15 protein-coding genes and 1 other RNA gene are annotated in these 19564 nt (G+C 59.9%); 5 read left to right on the forward strand and 11 right to left on the reverse strand.

Annotated elements, in window-relative coordinates; translation table 11 throughout:
• Together AB5Z54_RS05060 and AB5Z54_RS05065 are read right to left on the reverse strand one after the other, a co-directional pair.
• A partial coding sequence (locus AB5Z54_RS05060) for an MFS transporter (protein ID WP_368160639.1) occupies nucleotides 1–985 on the reverse strand: 985 nt, incomplete at its 3' end.
• Between the two features lie 141 nt (nucleotides 986–1126).
• Nucleotides 1127–2410: an O-acetylhomoserine aminocarboxypropyltransferase/cysteine synthase family protein gene (locus tag AB5Z54_RS05065; RefSeq protein ID WP_161144717.1), complete on the reverse strand. Its 1284-nt coding sequence runs from the start codon at nucleotides 2408–2410 to the stop codon at nucleotides 1127–1129.
• A gap of 229 nt (nucleotides 2411–2639) precedes the next feature.
• Between AB5Z54_RS05065 and AB5Z54_RS05070 the strand changes: the two genes are divergently transcribed.
• On the forward strand, nucleotides 2640–3086 hold the full coding sequence (locus AB5Z54_RS05070) for a C-GCAxxG-C-C family protein (protein WP_329737890.1): 447 nt from the start codon (nucleotides 2640–2642) through the stop codon (nucleotides 3084–3086).
• Between the two features lie 68 nt (nucleotides 3087–3154).
• Here AB5Z54_RS05070 and AB5Z54_RS05075 read toward each other — a convergent pair whose 3' ends face one another.
• The 3 genes from AB5Z54_RS05075 to rpsA all read right to left on the reverse strand — a co-directional run bounded on the left by AB5Z54_RS05075 (nucleotide 3155) and on the right by rpsA (nucleotide 6076).
• Nucleotides 3155–3793 carry a YigZ family protein gene (locus tag AB5Z54_RS05075; RefSeq protein ID WP_199411510.1) on the reverse strand — a complete coding sequence of 213 codons (639 nt, stop codon included), beginning with the start codon at nucleotides 3791–3793 and terminating at the stop codon, nucleotides 3155–3157.
• A 413-nt stretch (nucleotides 3794–4206) separates the two neighbouring features.
• Nucleotides 4207–4568: RNase P RNA component class A (gene rnpB / locus AB5Z54_RS05080), an RNA gene on the reverse strand.
• A 341-nt stretch (nucleotides 4569–4909) separates the two neighbouring features.
• Complete coding sequence (gene rpsA / locus AB5Z54_RS05085) at nucleotides 4910–6076, reverse strand: 30S ribosomal protein S1 (RefSeq protein ID WP_022095232.1); 1167 nt, start codon at nucleotides 6074–6076, stop codon at nucleotides 4910–4912.
• 315 nt (nucleotides 6077–6391) lie between these two features.
• On the opposite strand from rpsA, the gene AB5Z54_RS05090 reads away from it, so the two are divergent.
• Complete coding sequence (locus tag AB5Z54_RS05090) at nucleotides 6392–7150, forward strand: HAD family hydrolase (protein WP_368160643.1); 759 nt, start codon at nucleotides 6392–6394, stop codon at nucleotides 7148–7150.
• Between the two features lie 189 nt (nucleotides 7151–7339).
• Here AB5Z54_RS05090 and AB5Z54_RS05095 read toward each other — a convergent pair whose 3' ends face one another.
• The gene (locus tag AB5Z54_RS05095; RefSeq protein WP_215693666.1) at nucleotides 7340–8659 is read right to left on the reverse strand and encodes an L-cysteine desulfidase family protein; all 1320 of its coding nucleotides are present in this window, start codon (nucleotides 8657–8659) and stop codon (nucleotides 7340–7342) included.
• Between the two features lie 272 nt (nucleotides 8660–8931).
• Between AB5Z54_RS05095 and rpiB the strand changes: the two genes are divergently transcribed.
• Entirely contained in the window at nucleotides 8932–9399 is a 468-nt protein-coding gene (gene rpiB, locus AB5Z54_RS05100; RefSeq protein ID WP_368160646.1) for a ribose 5-phosphate isomerase B, read from the forward strand.
• Between the two features lie 151 nt (nucleotides 9400–9550).
• On the opposite strand, the gene ndk is transcribed toward rpiB, so the two are convergent.
• The 4 genes from ndk to AB5Z54_RS05120 form a co-directional block, all read right to left on the reverse strand.
• The gene (gene ndk / locus AB5Z54_RS05105) at nucleotides 9551–9955 is read right to left on the reverse strand and encodes a nucleoside-diphosphate kinase (protein ID WP_006234152.1); all 405 of its coding nucleotides are present in this window, start codon (nucleotides 9953–9955) and stop codon (nucleotides 9551–9553) included.
• A 384-nt stretch (nucleotides 9956–10339) separates the two neighbouring features.
• Nucleotides 10340–11770, reverse strand: coding sequence for an argininosuccinate lyase (gene argH / locus AB5Z54_RS05110; RefSeq protein ID WP_368136249.1), 1431 nt, complete (start codon nucleotides 11768–11770; stop codon nucleotides 10340–10342).
• A 118-nt stretch (nucleotides 11771–11888) separates the two neighbouring features.
• Nucleotides 11889–12059, reverse strand: a complete 171-nt coding sequence (locus tag AB5Z54_RS05115) for a hypothetical protein (RefSeq protein WP_346977171.1) — start codon at nucleotides 12057–12059, stop codon at nucleotides 11889–11891.
• Nucleotides 12060–12292: 233 nt separating this feature from the next.
• Nucleotides 12293–13519 carry an argininosuccinate synthase gene (locus AB5Z54_RS05120; RefSeq protein ID WP_368160648.1) on the reverse strand — a complete coding sequence of 409 codons (1227 nt, stop codon included), beginning with the start codon at nucleotides 13517–13519 and terminating at the stop codon, nucleotides 12293–12295.
• Between the two features lie 554 nt (nucleotides 13520–14073).
• Between AB5Z54_RS05120 and AB5Z54_RS05125 the strand changes: the two genes are divergently transcribed.
• Nucleotides 14074–14901 (forward strand): Cof-type HAD-IIB family hydrolase, encoded by an 828-nt coding sequence (locus AB5Z54_RS05125; protein WP_152067739.1) that lies wholly within the window; start codon nucleotides 14074–14076, stop codon nucleotides 14899–14901.
• Between the two features lie 274 nt (nucleotides 14902–15175).
• On the opposite strand, the gene polA is transcribed toward AB5Z54_RS05125, so the two are convergent.
• Nucleotides 15176–17926 (reverse strand): DNA polymerase I, encoded by a 2751-nt coding sequence (gene polA, locus AB5Z54_RS05130; RefSeq protein WP_260699155.1) that lies wholly within the window; start codon nucleotides 17924–17926, stop codon nucleotides 15176–15178.
• A gap of 166 nt (nucleotides 17927–18092) precedes the next feature.
• Between polA and AB5Z54_RS05135 the strand changes: the two genes are divergently transcribed.
• Complete coding sequence (locus AB5Z54_RS05135; RefSeq protein ID WP_368160649.1) at nucleotides 18093–19490, forward strand: aminopeptidase; 1398 nt, start codon at nucleotides 18093–18095, stop codon at nucleotides 19488–19490.
• Nucleotides 19491–19564 lie beyond the last annotated feature (74 nt).

Raw genomic sequence — 19564 nt, forward strand, 5'->3', positions numbered from 1 at the left:
ACATAAACGCGACACAGCACACGATCACAGGGATGGAAGAATGCTCGTCGAGTGTGCTTACCGCAAAAAGACCGCATACGTACACGCCCAGGCCGACTGCCGTGGGGCCCTCGCAGCCAACACGGTCCGAAACCGTACCCGAAAGCGGGCCGATAAAGGCATTCACCATTGGCAGCGCCAAAAAGAGCAATCCGGAAATGTCGGAACCAAAGCCGTGGGCGTCCTGAAAATAGAACGGCAGGATAAACTCGGATGCGCCAATGCCAACAAACACGATGAGCATGCAGGCAAGGTTGATGGTGAAGGCCGAATTTGCAAAGCAGCGACGAGCAGCCTCGATCAGGGACATGGGGCGTTCGCCGGCCTCTGGCTTAACGTGCGGCAGCGTGTAGAGCCCCACGATAAACGAGATTACGCCGATGGGCAGGTTGATGAGGAAGATGCTCTCCCAGGGAAAGCTTGCCACCAGCATGCCGCCGAGCACGGGGCCGCACATCATGCCGAGGGCCACGAAGGTCGCGAGAATACCCATGGCACGGCCTCGTTCGCGCGCCGGAAACGACTCGGTGATGATACCCATGTTGTTAGCCATGGCCGCCGCGCAACCGACGCCCTGAACAATGCGCGCCAGGATAAGAACCTCGAGCGAGGCCGAAAGGCCGCACAGCAGCGAACCGACCGAAAAGACGATGACGCCCAACTGAAACACATTCACCTTGCCGCGCACGTCGCCCAGACGGCCAAACGGCAACATAGCCACGCAAGTCGCAAGCAGATACACCGAGCTTACCAGCTGAATGCGATCGAGGCCCACGCCCAGCTCCTTTTGCATCACGGGCAGCGCCACGGTCACGACGGTCGAATCCAGACACACCATAAACGTCATGATGAGCACGGTAAACAGAATCGCCCACTTGTTCTTGCCATGGGTGTCGCCCTCTAGGGCAATGTGCTCGCGGCGCAGCTGCTCTGCGGTTTTCTCCATATCCATCCTTTCGAGTGGCCCAACGCAAAAACGGGGCCCCAATCGCCTGTAAACAGTCGCGATTGGGGTCCCGCCTACGGAATCGGAACTAAAGGTCGCCGAAGCTTTCTGCCAGCATCGGCGCCTTATGCGAACGCTAGCCTAGCACTGCTCGAGCGCCTGCTCAAGGTCGGCAATCAGATCGGCCGTGTCCTCGAGGCCGCACGACAGGCGCACCATGTCGGCGGAGATACCGCAGGCGATGAGTTCCTCGTCGTTCATCTGGCGATGCGTAGCGTTAGCAGGATGCAGGCAGCAAGTGCGGGCGTCGGCAACGTGCGTGGCGATCTGGGCGAGCTTGAGGCTCTTCATAAAGGTCTCGGCCGCCGCGCGACCACCGTTAAAGCCAAAGCTCACAACGCCGCAGGTACCGTTGGGCATGTACTTCTGAGCGATGTCATAGTACTTATCGCCCTCCAGGCCCGGATAGCTCACGAAGCGCACCTTGGGATGGCTCTGCAGGAACTTGGCAACGGCCAGGCCGTTCTCGCAATGACGCGGCATGCGCACATGCAGGCTCTCGAGCGAGCTGTTCAGGAAGAAGGCCGCCTGCGGATTCTGCATAGGACCAAGATCGCGCATGAGCTGAGCGGTTGCCTTGGTAATGAAGGCACCCTCGCGACCAAACTTCTCGGCATAGGTCACGCCGTGGTAGCTCTCATCGGGCGTGGTAAGACCCGGGAACTTGTCCGCATGAGCCATCCAGTCAAACTGGCCGTGGTCAACGATCACGCCGCCCAGGTAGGCAGCATGTCCATCCATGTACTTGGTGGTGGAGTGCGTAACGATGTCGGCACCCCACTCAAAGGGACGGCACATCACGGGCGTCGGGAAGGTGTTGTCGACCATCAGCGGCACGCCGTGGTCATGTGCGGCCTTGGCAAAGCGCTCAATATCGAGCACGGCAAGGGCGGGGTTGGCAATCGTCTCGCCAAAGACGAGCTTGGTATTGGGCTCAAAGGCTGCCTCGAGCTCCTCATCGGTGCAGTCGGGGGCGACGAACGTGCAGGTCAGACCCATGCGCTCCATGGTGTGGGCGAGCAGGTTATACGTACCGCCGTAAATGGCAGAGCTAGCGACCACATGATCGCCGGCACCGGCCACGTTAAAGATCGCGAGGAAGTTCGCAGCCATGCCCGAGCTCGTGAGCATCGCAGCGGTACCGCCCTCCATCTCGCAGATCTTGGCGGCAACCAGATCGCACGTGGGGTTCTGCAGGCGGCTGTAGAAGTAGCCCGACTCCTCCAGGTCAAACAGCTTGCCCATATGCTCCGACGTGTCGTACTTCCACGTGGTGGACTGGTAGATGGGCACCTGGCGCGGCTCGGCATCTCCCGGGTGATAGCCGCCCTGAACGCATGTGGTACCGATGGTCTGCTCGCTCATATCTAGCTCCCTTGCCTGGGTTACGTTTTATTCGGTTCACGATACCGCTACCCCGCACCCCTCTCAACCCATCCCCAAGGTAGGTTATGGGACAAATTGATCAGGGTATTTATCTCAAGCTTTGGGCATTTGCTCGATAGATAAAAACGAGGCATACATGAAGCTCTCGATGATTACATGCCCCGTCACGGGTACCATAGGCGGGTACACCGTGACCAAGGAGACAACGATGAAGCAAATCGATACGGCCCAGCTCGACATCACCGCCTGTCAGGCTCAAGCTGCCGAATATCACGCCCGTGGCTTTAACTGCGCCCAGGCCGTCGCCTGCACGCTCGCGCCCGCTGTCGGGCTCGACCCCCAGGTCGCCTTTACCCTCACCGAGGGCTTTGGCGCCGGCATGGGCGGCATGACCGAAACCTGCGGCGCCATCTCGGGCGCCGTGGCCATCATGGGCTTTGTAATGAGCGACGGCATGGAAAACCCCAAGACCAAGGGCCAGACCTACAAGCTGTCGCGCGAAATCGCCAAGCGCTTTGGCGAGAAGAACACGACGACCGTCTGCGGCACGCTCAAGGGTATCGGATCGGACAAGGGTCCGCTTCGCAGCTGCCCCGGCTGCATCGACGATGCCATCGAGATCGCCTGCGATGTGCTAAAGCAGCTCGCCGAGTAATCGACAGCAACAGTAAAACGACGGCCGGCGCGCTTTGGATCCATCCAAAAGCACGCCGGCCGTCGCCGTTAGAACTCGGCAAATTCGGGAGCTCCGACCTCAATCTCCTCACGCCCCGCCATAAGCTCGCGCATCTTAGCGCAAAACGGCTCCTGCTCCCCCGCCTTAAACACCAAATGAAGTGTCACGGCATCCGCGTAATCGGTATCCGAAACCTTGGCACCCGAATCCTGCGCCAAACGAAGCACCTGCTCGTACTGCGGATAGGCCACATGCACGTCAACCGGCACGACGCTTGTCATCTCAACGATCTGCCCGGCCTCCTGAGCCGCGGCCACCGCCGCCTGCGTCGCCGCGGTATAGGCGCGTACCAAGCCACCAGGCCCCAACAGCGTGCCACCAAAATAGCGCGTCACTACGCAGCAAACATTTTTGAGCCCCGCGCCGCGCAACACCTCGAGCGTCGGCATACCGCTCGTGCGGCTCGGCTCACCATCATCGCTCTGGCGCTCGCGTCCATCGACCAAAATCCACGCGGGAACATTGTGTCGAGCGTCGTAATGACGTTTGCGAACCATCTCGATAAAGGCATTCGCCTCATCCTCGGACTCAATATGGACCAGCTGGGCAATAAACCGGCTCTTGCGGTCCACAAACTCGCCCGAAGCCTCAATATTCGATTGCAGAGTAAAATAGCTGTCCAACAAAGCCCCTCAACAACAAGCAAAGCAACAAACAGCCTCAATAATACGGCAAAGGCAGTACCATTGCCCTCGCCAACAAGAACGGAAACGCCAATGATGCCGTCGCCAACAGCGAGACGGCGTCAGCTGAGTCGATTTGGCCCGAAAGAGGAGGGAGCACGCCTTATGGCGGCGACCGACGAATGAGCGCCAAATCGGCCAGCTGACGCCGTCGAAAGCGAGAACCCGTCAGCGCGAGCAAGGTGCCTTGAAAGACGAGATTGCAACAGAAATGAGGCTGCCGATGACCAGGAAAAACAGCAAGACGGCGTCAGCTGAGTCGATTTGGCCCGAAAGAGGAGGGAGCACGCCTTATGGCGGCGACCGACGAATGAGCGCCAAATCGGCCAGCTGATGCCGTCGCAGCGTCAACATAGTTGCTGAGTGGGCCTATAAGCCGGGTTCTGTCGTGAACGGTCATTTATCTTGTCTGCACGTTACCGTGCAGCTCCACGCACGCTACCCGAACGCGGACCGGGCCGGCCCATAGCGTTCCTATTCGCGCTTGCTCCGGATGGGGCTTGCCAAGCCGCCGTGTTGCCACGACGCTGGTGGTCTCTTACACCACCGTTTCAGCTTTTCCCTTTACGCCTTGCGGCGCAGGTGGGAGTCTTCTTTTCTGCGGCGCTTTCCGTCGGATCACTCCGCCCGGCCGTTAGCCGGCATCCCGCCCTCTGGAGCCCGGACTTTCCTCACGCGTGCTGCAAGCAGCACATCGCGCGACCGTCTGGCCCACTCAGCAGTGCAAGAGTGTAGCACACCGTTGCCGCAGGCAATGGCACAACACAAGCGTTCGACACGATAAACCAAGAACCACGCCATGCAGTACAATAGGGTTGTCGATGGGCAACGTCGTCAGTCGAGACGCGACCGCGCTCCGCACCCCTCCGTCTACTCGGTGTGTTCCCGCCTCCTCCCCGAGGCGGGATGTCGGCATTTTTCATGCACCGACAACCCAATAGCAAACAGACAACCCGGGCAGCATTGCGCACGGGCAGCATCGCGTGCATCAGAAGCAAATGCAAAAAGGGACCCGTCCATTGCGGACGGATCCCTTAAACAAGTGATCGTCAAACCGATTTACTCGGCGTCGGTCTCCTCGTCCTTCTTCTCGGAAGGCAGCGGGGTAACCTCGATCTCGACGCCCAGAGTCTCAGCAGCGGACTTCATGGACAGGGAGATACGACGACGGTCGAGGTCGATCTCCATGACCTTGACCTGAACCTTGTCGCCCACGTGGGTGACCTGAGAAGGCTGATCGACGTGCTTGTTGGCCATCTCGGAGATGTGCACCAGGCCCTCGATGCCCTCGCCCAGGTCGACGAAAGCGCCGAACGGGACAAGCTTGGTCACAGTGCCCTCGACAATAGCGCCGACGGGGTACTTCTTGACCAGTGCGCGCCACGGATCCTCGGTGGTCTGCTTGAGACCCAGGGAGATGCGCTCGCGGTTGAGATCGACGTCGAGAACCTCGACCTCGACCTCCTGGCCGACCTTGACAACCTCGGAAGGATGGTTGACGTGGTTCCAAGAGAGCTCGGAGATGTGGATGAGGCCGTCGATACCGCCGAGGTCGACGAAGGCGCCGAAGTCGACGATGGAGGAAACGGTGCCCTGGAGACGCATGCCAGACTTGAGCTTGGACAGGATCTCGGAGCGCTCGGCCTTACGGGACTCCTCGAGCACGACGCGACGGGAGAGGACAACGTTGTTGCGGTTGCGGTCCATCTCGATGACGCGGGCCTCGATGCGGGTGCCCATGTAAGAGGTGAGGTCCTTGACGCGACGGAGGTCGACGAGGGAAGCAGGCAGGAAGCCACGCAGGCCGATGTCGAGGATCAGGCCGCCCTTGACAACCTCGATAACCTCGCCCTCGACGTTCTCGCCGGAGTTGAACTTCTCCTCGATGCGGTTCCAAGCACGCTCGTACTCGGCACGCTTCTTGGACAGGACCAGACGACCGTCCTTGTCCTCCTTCTGGAGAACCAGAGCCTCGATGGGATCACCGAGTGCAACGATGTCTGCAGGGTTAGCGTCCTTGCGGATGGACAGCTCGCGGACCGGGATAACGCCCTCGGACTTGAATCCGATGTCAACGAGCACCTCGTCATGCTCGATCTTAACGACAGTGCCGTTAACGAGATCGCCCTCATCAAAGTCGGTAATCGTACCGTCGATGAGGTTGTTCATCTCCTCCTCGTTGACATCGTCAAGAGAGAAAATGGACGAGTTCTGAATCTCACTCAAAGGTGGACCCCTTTCGAACTACGGGGCCCCGATTGCTAGGACCTACAGAAGGGTGCGACAAGCACACAACGTTTAGGAACACTCGGGAGCCGACAGATACTAATGTGACGCTTATGCAATCACGTTCGTATAGGTTACGGGGAAATGAGTTCGATTTCAAGCGTGAACTGCGATTTTTTACTCGTGTGGAGACTTTTTCGTAATCTTATGAACACACGTCTCCGCAACTTGACGATAACCAGCCAGGCATTCGGCTTTGGGGTAAAGTATCCGGAGCCAACGATTCTAGATCGATTTTTCGAGAAAGGTGCCCGCGTGCTCAAAGCAGTCGTTTTCGATATGGACGAAACGCTTCTTAGCATCAACCTCAACGCGTTCATCCTTCGCTATTTTAAGGATGTCTCTTCGATGCTCGCGGATATCGGGCGCCGCAGCCGCGGTGGCACGATGGCGCGCCTCGGCACCATCCTGGTCGACCTCAACGCCAATCGCCGCAGCGGCACGGACAACCGCACCAATCTTGAGTTTTACCAAGAAGAGGTCGAGCGCCGATGCGGGATCTGCCTCTCCGATCCCCTCATCTACGAGGCGTTTACCTACTATGACCGCGAAATTCTTCCGTACAAGAACGACGATGTCATTAACGCTCACGCCATGCCGGGCGCGCACGCCGCGCTCCAGGCCGTACAGGACGCAGGGCTGCGCTGCGCGCTCTTTACCAACCCCAGCTTTCCCCAGGGCGCCATCGAGTGCCGCATGGGTTGGGGCGACCTGGCCGACGCTCCCTTTGAGCTCGTCACACACATGGGAAACACCACCCGCTGCAAGCCCGATGCCACCTACTATCTAGAGCAGCTTCAGGTGATGGGGCTCGAGCCGCACGAGGTCCTTATGGTTGGCAACGATCCCAAACGCGACTTCCCGTCCCCCGATTGCGGCATCCAAACCGCCTTTGTGGGCCAGGGCAAGCCCAGCCGAGCCACCTGGCGCGGAACCATGGAAGACTTCGCCCGCGACTTTAACGCCGTAATCGAAGCCTTCTACGAGCACCGAATAGCCGACGAACTGTCATAGGACCCCTCGCTCCAAACAAAATAGCGCCGCAGGTTGAGCATGAGTCAGCGAAAATGCCCCTAAGCGAGCAATGTGCCTTGAAAGAGGAGGGCATAGGCCTTCTGGCCATGCCCGACGATTGAAAGGCAGATTGCCGCTTAGGGGCGTTTGCAGCGTCGACTGGTTACGCGGTTTGGTAAAACCGCGTAACTAGCACACCTGGGTTTTACCGATCATGATGTTGAGGATCTCGATGTCGGTGTCCTTCATGCCCACGCGGCCCACGTAGCCCATGCTGGCAATCGTCTGCTCGACGGTATCCTGAATGAGACCCTCGCCGGCGCGGAAGCCGCGGCCCTGCATGGCCATATCGTGGCCCAGAATCGCAGCATCAACGGCAGCGGAAATCTTAGCCGCGCAACTCGCCTTGGCGCCATCGCACACGATGCCGCCCACGTTACCGAGCGTATTCGAGACCGTCGCGCCAATCTGCTCGCGCGTGCCACCGCACAGCCAGGTAATCGCAGCGCCGGCGCCGCACGCGGCGCAAATAGCACCGCAAAACGCCGAGAGCGCACCAATATAGCTCTTGATATGCACGGCGATAAGATCGGACAGCATCACGGCGCGCACCAGGCGCTCGTGGTCGCAACGCAGGTACTCGGCATACTCCATGACGGGCAATGCGCAGGTAATGCCCTGATTGCCCGAGCCGCACACAATGGCGACCGGCAGCGCGCAGCCGTTCATGCGGGCGTCGGACCCGGCGGCCGCACGGGCACGGGCACGGCAGGCGACGTCATCGGCACGAGCACCCAGCAGCGTACGACCCACCTCGGCGCCCCAAGCGTGCGCAAGGCCCTCGGCACTGATTGCGCCATTCAGCTCAATCTGACGCTCAACGGCAGCGCGGGCGTCCTCAATGTCACCGTCCTCGATAAAGTCGATGATGGACTCAATGCTCATAGGGGCATCGGCCTTATCCGCCGCACGCTCGGCCACCACGCGCTCGGCGCAGGCGGCACACTCCCCCGCCGACTTGCCGCATACCGGAATACCATCGAGCGTATGGCACGTGACATTAGTGTGGTGATCGGTAATCTCGACGACCGCGGTATGGCCCCCGGCCGTCGCAGTCACCTTGATGTAGAGGTTGGGCACACCTTCGACAAGCGACACATCGCAGTAGCCGGCGTCGGCGAGGAGCTCGGCCACGCGAGCGCGGTCTTCATCGTTAACGCTCTCGAGCACCTCGAGCGCGCTCTTAGCGTCGCCGCCCACGGCACCCAGCACGGCCGCGGCCTCAATACCGTGCATACCGCCCGAGTTGGGCACGGTCACGCTCTTGACGTTCTTGATGATGTTGCCCGAGCAGGCAACATCCATATGATCGGGCTCGCAACCGAGCGTCTGGCTCGCCAGTGCCGCTGCATAGGCAACGGCAATGGGCTCGGTACAGCCGAGCGCGCAGACAAGCTCGCGGTTCAAAACATCGCAAAACGCGGCATCACGAAGGGAATCGGCAGGCATAGGTATCTCCTACTTGTATAACGGGCTGGGCTCTCAATAATAATTAGCTCTTTTATTTGATAACAATGCATCAAAATCCGCAACCCAGGTTCCGGTAGACGGCATTCAGGCGCAAACTGACGGCATTCATTCATGAGAAACCGGTCTTGTCGCATGCTAAAGCGTTTGACCAAAAAACGCTCGAGCGTTTACGCAAAAGTCGCGCTATCATGCAGTCGAACGCGGTAAACACCTTTAGCATTTGCACCGCACAGACAAGAGAGGAACCATCCATGAAGATCGGTATCGGTAACGACCACGCCGCCGTCGAGCTCAAGAACATCATTTCCGAGCACCTGAAGGAGCGCGGCTGCGAGGTCGTGAACTTTGGCACCGACACCTCCGAGAGCTTTGACTACCCCATCGCCGGCTACAAGGTGGGTAAGGCCGTTGCCAACGGCGACGTCGACCTGGGCATCCTCATCTGTGGAACCGGTGTCGGGATTAGCCTGGCTGCCAACAAGGTCGAGGGCGTACGCGCCGTCGTGTGCTCCGAACCCTTCAGCGCCAAGTTCTCGCGCATGCACAACAACACCAACGTGCTCGCCTTTGGTGCTCGCGTCGTGGGCTCCGAGCTCGCCAAGATGATTGTCGACGAGTGGCTCGACGCCGAGTTTGAGGGCGGTCGTCACGAGCGTCGCGTTAACCTCCTCAACGAGATCGACCACACGCGCGGCCTCAAGGTCGTCGACGAGGCCTAAACCACTCAGTGCCACAAGCTAACAGCAGGGGCCCGCTCGGAACTCATGACCGAGCGGGCCCCTTCATAGATTTTGGAATAAAAGGACGCCGCGGATGGAGTTCCGCGGCGCCCAAGCCACACGCTAACAGCTTTAAGGAGTCAAAGCTGGTTTAGCCAAAGAAGCGCTTGATCTCAATCTCGGCGTTCTCCAGGCAGTCGGAGCCGTGGATCACGTTGGCGTTGACATCGACGGCAAAGTCGCCGCGGATGGTACCAGGAGCAGCGTCAAGCGGATTAGTAGCGCCCATGAGGGTGCGCATCTTAGCAACAGCGGAGAGACCGGAAACGACCATCTTGACGACCGGACCGCTCGTCATAAAGTCGCAAAGACCGCCAAAGAAGGGCTTGTCGGCCAGATGGGCGTAGTGCTCCTCGACGGTAGCGCGCTCGAGCGTGGTCATCTCCATGCGCTCGATGACAAGACCGCTGCGCTCAATGCGAGCAACGATCTCGCCGATCTTACGGTCGCGCACGGCGTCGGGCTTAATCATGATGAAGGTCTTCTCGATAGCCATAAGGTAGCCTTTCAAGTAGGTTCGCGCGTGCCCAAGTCCCATTCCGGCACCCGCCTGGACTGCATCGTAACAGAGTTTTAGCTGCAGTTAAACAAAAAGCTGTTTATTGAAACGCTGCAATTTATTAAAGCGCTCCATATGTGTCACTTCTGTTTCGCAGCCCGATTAGAGTACCATCCGACCGCCCGTCAACCGCATCGAACAGAGCAGGCGGTCGGTTGCCACGCGCAAACGTACCCCCTTCACAACCTGCCCAAAGGTCCTACAGAAGTTCTCGACAAGCCCCTCCCCCATAGCAACAAAATACGGACGCCCACATCAGCAGACGTCCGTAAAGCAAAACCGATTTATCAATACATGGCCAAAACGGCTTCAGCCAAACCTCTACTTTGCCCCGTGACCCATCTCGACGACCTTGGTCAGCGAGCTAAACACGCCCTCATCGGCCACGAGCTGTGCCTCGACACGCTGCAGCTGCACGGCAACGGCGGCAGGAGCGGTGCCGCCCTCGGTCGTGCGCGCGGCGACAATCGACGGGATGTCGAGCGCCTCGGTAATATCGCGCTCAAAGAGCGGGCTTGCCTCCTGGAATACCTCAAACGGCAGGTCCTCAAGATTGCAGCCGCGCTTCTCACACATCAGGACCAGATGGCCCACCACGGCATGCGCCTCGCGGAACGGCAGACCACGCTTAGCCAGATAATCGGCAACATCGGTGGCGGCAAGGTGCCCCACGCCGCACTCGCGCGCCATGGCATCCTCGTTGACGGTCCAAGTCGAAATCATACCGGCCATAACCGACAGGCACTGCATGAGCGTGTGAGCGGTATCGAGCGCACCCTCCTTGTCCTCCTGCAAGTCCTTGTTATAGGCCAGCGGCAGCCCCTTCATGGTCACGAGCAACTGCACCAGGTTGCCATAGACTCGGCCACTCTTGCCGCGGATAAGCTCGGCAAAGTCGGGATTCTTCTTCTGCGGCATGATGGACGAGCCGGTGGAGTACGAGTCGGAAAGCGTGATAAAGCCAAATTCGGAGCTCGACCACAGCACGATCTCCTCGGAAAGACGCGACAGGTGCATGGCCATGACGGAGCCGGCATAATGCAGATCGAGCAGGAAATCACGGTCGGAAACCGCATCGAGCGAGTTGGGAATCACACCCGCAAAGCCAAGTTCGGCAGCCGTCATCTGACGATCGAGCGGATAGCTCGTACCGGCAAGCGCGGCAGCGCCCAGCGGGCAGTTGTCGGCGGCATCAAAGGCGGCCTTCAAGCGTGTAAAGTCGCGCGCGAACATCCAGGAATACGCCAGCAGATGATGCGACAGCAGCACGGGCTGAGCATGCTGCATGTGCGTGTAGCCCGGCAGAATCACCTTGTCGTACTTCTTGGCCGCATCCACCAGCACATGGCGCAACTCAAGATTGGCCTCCATGAGCTCCCTGGCCAGCGCCTTGACGCCCAGGCGCGTATCGGTCGCCACCTGGTCGTTGCGCGAACGCCCGGTATGCAAGCGCTTACCGGCCTCGCCGATGCGGCGCGTCAGCTCGCTCTCGATAGACATATGAATGTCCTCATCGTTGATATCGAAGGTGAAGTTGCCGGCATCGATATCCTGTTCGATTCCGGTCAGGCCCTCGGCAATCGCCTGCTCATCCTCGGCACTGATGATGCCCTGGGCCGCCAGCATCTTGGCATGCGCCTTAGAGCCGGCGATATCCTGCTTATAGAGATGTTTGTCGACCGGCAGCGACGCGCCAAACTCCTGCGTGACCTCGGCCACGCCCGCCTCAAAACGACCGCCCCAAAGAGCCATGGAACCGTCCCCTTTCTCCGAATACCAAAACAAGCGCCCAGCGCAATGCGCCATGTCGCTAAAGCGATTTTTCAACCGCTAGTTTTACACATTCCCCACCGTGCGCGGGGCAATGTAGCTAATTTGCAAAGAAGTGACGCACCAGGCACTTGGCGCCCAACGTCCCCCTCCGGATGTTGCCTTGCGAACCATCGATCCAGGCCTTCAGGCTCATAGGAACATCCTCGACCTTTGCAGCATCGAACTCGGGCGCGAGGGCAAGTAAGGCATGCGCGACAGCATTGAACATAATGGATACTCCTCATATATATAGGCGCAGAGCCGCCCAATTGATAGAAGGAGCCCCGCCGGACAACCCCGGCGGGGCTCGGAATCAGCCGCGGACGCGGCATCATATATGCGGGCGGAACGTAGGGGCCACCGATGTTAAGAAGTGTCAGCAAGCATAACGAAAGGTAGGGACCCCGTGCGCCCGTTTTGTATCACGCGGATGGGCCGCGCGGATACCAAGGGAAGGAGGCGCTAGGCCTGGGCGGCGGCGGAGCTGGGACCCTGGACCTTTGCCCACGTCTTGAGCGACAGCGTATCGATCTCGATAAAGCCGGCGCTGGCCTTCTCGTCAAACGTGGTGTCGCGGTCGTAGGTAGCCAGACCGTAGTCGTAGAGGCTGAAGGGGCTCTTGCGGCCGACGACATGGCAGTTGCCCTTAAAGAACTTCAGACGGACGGTGCCGGTCACGAACTTCTGGGTGTCGGCCATAAAGGCGTCGAGCGCGCTTTTGAGCGGGCTGTACCACTGGCCGTTGTACACGGCGGTGGCCCAATCCTGCTCGAGCTTAATCTTGGCCTTGAGCAGGTCGCCCTCGACGCAAATGTCCTCAAGCGCCTTGTGGGCGGTGATGAGTGTCAGGGCGCCGGGAACCTCATAGCACTCGCGGCTCTTGAGGCCCACCAGACGATCCTCGACCAGGTCCAGGCGACCAAAGCCGTTGTCGCCGGAGATCTTGTTGAGGGCGATGACGATCTCGGAGAGCTTCATCTTCTTGCCGTCGACGGCAACGGGCTTGCCGGCCTCAAACTCAATCTCGGTGTAGGTCGGGGTGTCCGGCGTGTCCTCGGGGTTCTTGGTCATAACCCAAGCGTCGTCGAGCGGCTCGTTCCAGGGATCCTCCAGGTGACCGCACTCAATGGCACGACCCCACAGGTTGTCGTCGATGGAGTAGGGGTTGTCGTTGGCACCCTCGGGAACCGGCACGTTGTGGGCGTGGGCATAGGCGACCTCGTCGGGACGGCACTTCAGGTCCCACTCGCGAACCGGGGCGATAACCTTGAGCTCGGGGTCGAGGGCCTTGACGGCGGCCTCAAAACGGACCTGGTCGTTACCCTTGCCGGTGCAGCCGTGGGCGACGTAGGTCGCGCCAAACTCGTGGGCGACCTCAACAAGCTTCTTGGCAAGCAGCGGGCGAGACAGGGCGGAGAGCAGCGGATACTTGTTCTCGTACATGGAGTTTGCGGCGATGGCCTTAGTCAGGAACTCATCGGAGAACTCGTCGCGCAGGTCGAGTACCTGGCAATCGAGAACGCCCAGGTCGAGCGCCTTCTGCTTCTTGGCATCCAGTCCGGTCTCTTCCTGGCCCACGTTGCCGCAGACGCAAACGACATCGAGATTCTTCTCGTCCTGGAGCCACTTGACACATACGGATGTATCAAGACCACCGGAATATGCGAGAACGACTTTTTCCTTGCTCATGGCTGTTTCCTTTCGCCCTTGGTAGCTAGTTAGAACATCGGTCAGTTGCAAGTCATTTCAAGGTCATATACCGTGCAATATCAGGTTAAATAGCAAAAATCAGCACATACATGCCCTAGAAACATGCAGCAATGTCGTGCTAAAACCCAACGACCTCAAAATGACTCTGTTGAGGCAATTCGCCCCATGCGGACAGAGACGATTGTTATCGTCGTCGGGAAATTGCGCGCTGGCGTCGGATGGCATTGTCTGCAGTGGTGATGATCTTTACGAACTGCATCTGCCTCTCCTTTCACCTATCGCCGGGCGCAATTCTAATATCGTAAACGGTGCCTTTTCCTCGGTAAGCGGTTGTTTTTCCGTCTCCGTTTTCGATGGTCGCTATATTACGCTAAAGTGCCCGCAGCACAAGCGACAAATTCAAATTTCTGAAAAGTTTTTTCATTACTTTGTGAAGCGTGGTGCAAATACGCTCCGTTCCTGCGAAAATACGCCCGACTACGAATTGATGGTTATAACGTCTGAAACAATCTCGAAACGAAAGGCTCGCTTTTATGCAAACTTACGAATCGGACGCCAATATCGGAAACATTAAGATTCTCGCCGTCGACATGGACAAGACGCTGCTGACCGACGAGCGCGTGCTGCCCCAGGGTCTTGATGAGCGCCTGGACAAGCTCGCCGACGCCGACATCGTATTCTGCCCCGCCAGCGGACGTCCCGCCCCCAAGCTCGAGGAGATGTTCGAGGGCGTCAAGAACCGCCTCGCCTTTTGTCCCGACAACGGAGCGTGCGTGATCTATCGCGGCAGCTATATCTATAAGAGCACTATTGACGTGGAGCTGTATCAGCAGGTCTTGAGCCGTGCCTCGGAGGATCCGCGCGCTGTCCCCGTCCTTTGCTGCTTCGACGAGTTCTACGTGCTTGCCCGCGACCATCAATACCACGACGAGATCAGCGTCTACTACAACACAATCAACTACGTCGACAGCTTTGATGGCATTGATTTCGAGTCCAACAAGATTTCGGTCTTCTTCCCCGGCTACGACGCCGAGCCCGCTTTCCGCGAGACCTATAGCCCCGAGTTCTCGGACAAGCTCTACGTCACCAACGCTGGGCGCGAGTGGATCGACTTTATGAACCTGGGCGTCGACAAGGGCGCCGGCGTCGCTCACCTGTGCGAGCACCTGGGCATCGATATCGCCGACGCCGCCGCCGTGGGCGATACGTACAACGACATCCCCATGCTGGAGCGCGTTGGTCACAGCTTTATCGTGGACAATGCCGAGGAGCATATGAACGCGCACGCCAAGTGGCGCATTCCGAGCAACAACGACGGGGGCGTACTGACGCTCATCGACGCCATCTTGGCGGCTCGTTAACGTGGCTCGTCGGACCTGGCCGGGCGAGGCGGGTAAGTTTTTCGTTCGGTCAGGTCCTGGGCTCGCTCGGAAAGCACATTAAGTGCTTTCCGGCTCGTGCGGAATCTACGAAAAACTTACCCGCCTCGCCCGGCCAGGTCCTAGGGTGACTTGCTTGCCGCCTAGATGGCGTCTTGGCGTCTAGATACTTGGCTGAATAATTATGGATGAAGGGAGTTCCTTGCTGAAAGGGACTCCCTTCTGGTTTGGCTGCTTTGGACCTGTGGCTGTTTTTCTATTTCGCGTCGGCCCAGGTTATGCCGGTGCTGGCTTCGGCGATTAGGGGAACGCGGAGGTCTACGACGTGCTCCATGACGTCGCGGACCATGGTGGTTAGGCGCTCGACTTCGTCGATGGGGCACTCAAAGTCCAGTTCGTCGTGTACCTGCAAGATCATGTGGGCGGCAAAGCCCTCCTCTTCCAGACGGCGGCTTACGCGGGCCATCGCGATCTTGATGATGTCGGCGGCGGTGCCCTGCATGGGGTGGTTCATGGCCGTGCGCTCGCCAAAACCGCGGAGTTGCGGGTTTTTGGCCTTGAGCTCCGGAATATGACGACGGCGGCCGTACATGGTCTCGGCGTAGCCCGTCTGCTTGGCGCGCGCCACCACGTTGTCGAGGAATGTACGCACGCCCGGGTAGGCCTCGTAGTAGCGGTCGATCATGTCGCGCGCCTCGGCCATCGAGATATGCAGCGACTGTGACAGACCATAGGCCTGCTGGCCGTACACGATGCCAAAGTTCACGGCCTTGGCGCGACTGCGCAGGTCGGGCGTTACCTCGGACACCGGCACACCAAATACGCGCGCCGCCGTCTCGGCATGGAAGTCCTCGCCCTCGTTAAAGGCGCGCACCAAGTGCTCGTCACCCGAGAGATGTGCCAGCAGGCGCAGCTCTATCTGCGAGTAGTCCACCGCCAAAAAGACGCTTCCCTCGCCTGCCGAAAACGCCGTCTTGACGGTACGACCCAGCTCCGAGCGCGTCGGGATGTTCTGCAGGTTCGGGTCGCTCGAGGACAGACGCCCCGTTGCCGTGATGGTCTGGTTGTACGTGGTGTGCACGCGACCGTCACCACGGCGCAGCGGGCCCAGCGTATCCAGATAGGTGGACTTGATTTTGGACTTTTCACGCCAATCCAAGATCAGACGCACGATTTCGTGGTCGCGGGCAAGGTCGCTCAACACCTTGGCGTTGGTCGAATAGTAGCCGCGCTTAGTCTTCTTGAGGCCCTTGGTCGGAAGCCCCATCACATCAAAGAGCACATGCGACAGCTGCATGGGACTGCCAATATTAAAGGTCTCGTCACCCGCCAGGTCGCGAATGCTGCGCTCGACCTCGGTGATCTGGGTCGCCAGGCCCTCGGACAGATTACGCAGGCGGTCGGGATCCACGAGCATTCCCGCGCGCTCCATCTTGGCAAGCACCGGCACGAGCGGCATCTCGATGCCATCGAACACGTTGGCGGCATTCTCACGGGCCATGCACTCGCGCAACGGCGTCACGAGCGCCAGCGTCAGAGCCGCAGTACGGGCGGCAGGCGCTGGAGCGTCCTCACCAGCACCCTCTGCGCCGCGCGCCGCAGGCAACGCCATCTGCAGATACGTATCGGCAAGATATGCCTCATCGAACTCGGAGCGATCGGAATCCAGCAGATAGGCAGCGACCACGGTATCGAAGATACGCGTGGAATCGGCAGCGAGCGGATCCATGAGCTCGGGCTCAGAAGAATCGATGGGCGAAAGCTCGTGCAACAGCACCTTCATATCCGGGCTCGCCACGCGACCCTCCATAAACAGACGCGCGAGCACGCCAGCAATCACGCCGTGAACGAAGTTGAAGCCCTCAACCTCAGCCGCCGCGCAGCTGTCGCCCTCCTCGAGCGCGAAGAGGCCCTTGGACGTCGCCAACCACAGCGTGCGCGTCAGTCCAAAGAGCGCGCCCTCTTCCTTGTCATCGTCCACCACGGCGGCGACCCACTCGCCCGCCTCGATCGCACGCGAAACCTCGGACGCCACGTCAGCAAGCGCCTCGGCATCGCCGGCAGCGGTGCGCTCAATCGTGGGCATCTCAAACGTTCTAGCAGCGGCAGCAGCGCCACCCTCGCCGCCGATCAGCGCCAAGAAACGGTTCTGCATGGCGGTGATACCAAGCGTGCCCAGCGCCGCGGACACTTCGTCGGCAGAAAACGCCGGGAAGGACGTCGCCTCAAAATCGAGCTCGACGGGCGCATCGGTGCGAATGGTTGCGACCTTGCGGCTCAGCAGCGCATCGTCGATGTGCGCACGCAGGTTCTCGCCCATCTTGCCCTTGACCTCGTCGGCATGCGCGATGACCTCGTCCAAGCTGCCGTACTGTGCGATGAGCGCGCTCGCCTTTTTGGGGCCGATGCCCGGTACGCCGGGAATGTTGTCCGACGTATCGCCCTTTAGACCGTAAAAATCGGGCACGAGCGCCGGCGTAATGCCGTGATACAGGTCATCCACGCTCTCGGGCGTCATGATCGCCACGTCGGACAGGCCCTTACGGGTCGAGACCACGTTGACGTGCTCGGTAACTAGCTGATACATGTCGCGATCACCGGTCACCAGCAGCATGTCACAGCCGGCCTGCTCGCCCAGGCGCGCCATAGTACCCAGGATGTCATCGCCTTCCCAGCCCTCGGACTGCAGAATCGGCACGTTGAGTGCGACGAGCAGCTCCTTGATCATAGGGAACTGCGCATGCAGATCGGGGTCCATGGGCGGGCGCTGCGCCTTATACTGCGGCAGCATCTCCATGCGCACGCGCGGCTTGCCCTTATCAAACGCCACGACCACGCCGTCGGGGTTAAAGGCATCGATCATCTTGAGAAACATGTTCAGGAAGCCGAAGATCGCGTTGGTGGGGCGGCCGTCCGGCGCGTTCATGGTCGGCGGCACGGCGTGGAAGGCGCGATGCATGAGCGAGTTGCCGTCGATAACGGCAAAGGTACGGCGCTTGTCAGACATATTGAATACCTCGCTTTGGGCTGGGCACGGTTTGCTCACTCCAGTTTACACGCTCCCCGCCCCGCGGCCACCTCACATCAAGCTCCCCCGCCACCGTGAGCCCGCGCGTGATACGATGGCTCACGGTACATCAACCAGCACGATCGATCCGAAAGGAGCCTGCGTCATGGAGCGTCCCTGCGCATGGAAAAAGTACACGCCACAGCAGATCGAAGAGCTCGAGGAGCTTTGCCGCGGCTATAAGCAGTTTTTGAGCGAGAACAAGACCGAGCGCCTGTGCGTCAAGACCGGTATCAAGATGGCCGAGGAGGCGGGCTACGTCAATCTGGAGACCGTGATCGCCGAGGGCCGCGCGCTCAAGGCAGGCGACAAGGTGTACGCCGCCAACCACGGCAAGGACCTTATGCTCGTCAACCTGGGCACCGCCCCGCTCGAGCAGGGCTTTAACATCCTGGGCGCCCACGTGGACTCGCCGCGCCTGGACCTTAAGCAGAACCCCGCTTTCGAGGCCGGCGACATGGCCTATCTCGACACGCACTACTATGGCGGCGTCAAGAGCTACCACTGGGTCGCTTCCCCGCTCGCGCTCGTAGGCGTCATCTGCAAAAAGGACGGCACCACCGTCGACATTAACATCGGCGACAAGGCAGACGACCCGGTCTTTACCATCTCCGACCTGCTGATCCACCTCTCGAGCGAGCAGATGGCCAAGCCCGCCAAGGACGCCGTCGACGCCGAGATCCTCGACGTGATCGTGGGCGGCCGCCCCGTCAAGTTTGACGAGGACGACAAGGACGCCCCCAAGGAGCCCGTCAAGCAGATGTTCCTGGACATCCTCAAGGAGCAGTACGACGTCGAGGAGGAGGACTTCCTCTCCGCCGAGATCGAGGTCGTGCCCGCCGGCCCGGCCCGCGACATGGGCCTCGACCGCTCCATGATTCTGGGCTATGGCCATGACGACCGTGTCTGCGCCTATCCGTCCATGCTCGCCCAGATCGACGTCGCCAACGTGGAGCGCACGAGCATCACACTCATCGTCGACAAGGAGGAGATTGGCTCCGTGGGTGCCACCGGCATGACGAGCCGCTTCTTCGAGAACACCGTCGCCGAGATCATGACGCTCGCCGGCGAGGATAGCCCGCTGGCCCTGCGCCGCGCACTCGCCCACAGCCGCATGCTCTCCTCCGACGTGTCCGCCGGCTTCGACCCGGGCTACGCCGGCAAGTTCGAAACCAAGAACGCAGCCTTCATGGGTCGCGGCCTGTGCTTTAACAAGTACACGGGCAGCCGCGGCAAGGGCGGTTCAAACGACGCCGACGCCGAGTACGTGGCCCTCGTCCGCGACATCATGGACGAGGCCGGCGTGGACTTCCAGACCTGCGAGCTCGGCCGCGTCAACGCGGGCGGCGGTGGCACCATCGCCTATATCATGGCCAAGTACGGCATGAACGTCATCGACTCCGGCGTTGCCGTCCTGTCCATGCACGCCCTGTGGGAGGTCGCCAACAAGGCCGACATCTACGAGGCCTACCGCGGCTACAAGGCCTTCATCGAGCGCGCCTAACCAACCCTTCATCAGTTGCGGTGAAATACGGACTAGACTGGCCCATAAACGACCAAAACAGACCGTATTCCACC

It is taken from the genome of Collinsella aerofaciens, assembly GCF_040910185.1.
Classification (GTDB): domain Bacteria; phylum Actinomycetota; class Coriobacteriia; order Coriobacteriales; family Coriobacteriaceae; genus Collinsella; species Collinsella aerofaciens_BF.